Source organism: Wolbachia endosymbiont of Cylisticus convexus, from assembly GCF_003344345.1.
In genome coordinates this window covers 1-2,430 of sequence record NZ_QPIP01000169.1, presented here as the reverse complement: position 1 = coordinate 2,430, position 2,430 = coordinate 1, and the positions used below count along the sequence as shown (strand labels likewise).

Genomic DNA, 2,430 nt, shown 5'->3' with positions numbered 1-2,430 from the left:
TTTTTTATATCAATTTATTACTTTTTTTCGGTTTGACACACTTTTTTGAACATTCCCCTTAGCAGCAGCATGTAGTACTGTAAGCGTTAGATTATTTGATCATATTATCATTACAAGTGCGGGCTATTTTAGCTTTAGAGAAAACGGATTGTTATAGCAGAAAGTATTTGCAAATCTACTCACTATAATTTATACTGAGTAGTAAAGTGTATAACAATTGTACACTTAAAAAGTATTTTTAATAGTGGAGGTAATTGTATGAGTAATAAAATAATCGTACCTTTTGGTGATAAGGAAGGAGGCATCTACGAGTTAAACGTTGATCTTGATAAATTATCAAAAGGTGAGATGCTAAATGCTATTATAGGAATTGGGCGTGCTAACCAGCAGTCCACTTTTGTAAGCAAAATTAATAAGGCTAAAAAGGTTGGAGCAGTGCCCTCCCCTAATAGAGACGTTCAAATCAACTACGGAAAAGGGCTCGACTACATATATGGCACAAAACCTTTGAGTAATCAAGCAGATTATCCAAATCCATTTGCTTCAGCTTTGCAAAAAATAAAGCCAAGTGCAGAAAAGTTAAGCTGGTTTAAAAGTGCTGTGGTAAGAGCAAAAAGCGTAAATGAACTGCACAAGGCTGTAGACGAAGCACTAGCTGTTGGAACAAGGCTAAATGCATGTAATGATGGTGAATGGAGTTTTGCAGCAGTTGTGTTAAAAGTCAATAGAAAAATTGATGTAGCTGTGAATAAGTACTTTAAATTTGTGTGGGCGTACATACTGTAATTGCTATTGAATGATGGAGAGACATACTCCATTATTTTAGCACGAAGTAACAAATTCAATGAATTAGTTCTTCAAGAATAATTTAAACTTTTACAGTAGGAGTAGTCTCATGAAACATTATAGCGGGTTAGATGTCTCACTCAAAGAAACTTTTATTAGTATCATTGATGAGAAAGGAAAAATTGTTAAAGAAGGGGTTGTTGCAAGTGAAAGCAGTGCAATAGCTGAGTTTCTGCTTGGTCAAAACAAAAAATACGAGTCCATAGGAATAGAAAGCGGGCAATTATCAATATCGATGTGCAAAGAGTTGAGGAATCTTGGATTACCAGTAACTTGTGTAGATGCAAGGCATATGGCAGCAGCATTATCTGCGAGAATCAATAAGAATGATAAAAATGATGCAAGAGGCATAGCACAAATGATGAGAGTTGGGCTATTTAAGGAGGTATTAGTAAAATCAGACGAAGCTTGTCAGGTTAAAATAATACTTGGAAGCAGAAGACAATTAATACGTTGCAGAGAGCAAATTGCGGGAACAATAAGGGGATTACTGAAAATATACGGGATAAAAGTTAATCAACGTCTTAGTTCTGCAAACTTTGCTTTAAAAGTGCAAGAAATGGTTAATAATCTAGATGAAATTAGCCAAACCTCAATTGAATCATTAGTACATAGTTTAGAAATAATAGAAGAATCAACAAGAAAACTTGATAAAATGCTCTCAGAACAAAGCAAAAAAGATGAGGATTGTAAATTATTAACTACTGTTCCAGGAGTTGGTATTATAGTAGCAATGACATATAAAGCTGCAATAGATGATCTGCATAGGTTTGAAACATCTTATACAGTTGGAGCCTATATGGGATTAAGTCCAAGACAGTACGCTTCTGGTGAGATTGATCGACACGGAAGTATATCAAAAATGGGACCAGTGGACTGTAGGAATATGTTATATGAAGCCGCGCAGGTCTTACTGGTAAAATGTAAAAGGACATTTAAATTAAGAAGCTGGGGATTGAAGCTTAAAAAGAAAAAGGGCATGAAAAAAGCAATTGTTGCAGTAGCAAGAAAATTAGCCGTGATTATGCACAAGATGCTAATCGATAGAAAAGAGTTTTGCTATCAATAAACACTAAAGAAGTATAAAACAATAATTTTACTGAAAGTAAAGATAGCAATGCCGATGGAAGGGATAAGCAAGAGGATAAGTTGAAGCATAGACTTCGTGGCGTACATGTTGCCGTCCACTTCCGCCTACAAGTATAGTGCGGCTTGGCTACAATATAAATTAGCCATATTAGACCGCGGAGAGAACAATGGAAGCATGCTACTTTTAACTTATGTAAAATCATTAAGACTATAGAGGAAAAGAATGATACCTTAGTTTTTATAAGCTTAATGAATATGTGGATAAATACTTTAAGTTTGTGTGGACGTATTTATCCACATATTCATTGGCTACATAGTTTAAAAGAGATTAATTGGAAATTAGTGTTGATGTTTTTATTGCCAATAAAACCTCTTTTGATTGAATAAGATAATACAATAATAAATAAAAGGTTGTATTAGAGCTGAATTTTACATCAAAAAATATTTTTCATGATACAAAAAATTATTGTTGACTTTTATGCAATTAGAGAACTT

General features: G+C 33.9%; 1 protein-coding gene and 2 pseudogenes. All 3 read left to right on the top strand.

The window, feature by feature from the left end:
- Window positions 1-49 precede the first annotated feature (49 nt).
- Window positions 50-157, top strand: a pseudogene (locus Wcon_RS12650) (JAB domain-containing protein); the annotation flags it as partial.
- A gap of 101 nt (window positions 158-258) precedes the next feature.
- Window positions 259-717 (top strand): annotated as a pseudogene (locus tag Wcon_RS09800) (hypothetical protein); the annotation flags it as partial.
- Between the two features lie 178 nt (window positions 718-895).
- Window positions 896-1,915, top strand: a complete 1,020-nt coding sequence (locus tag Wcon_RS09795; RefSeq protein WP_114517104.1) for an IS110 family RNA-guided transposase — start codon at window positions 896-898, stop codon at window positions 1,913-1,915.
- Window positions 1,916-2,430: the final 515 nt, after the last annotated feature.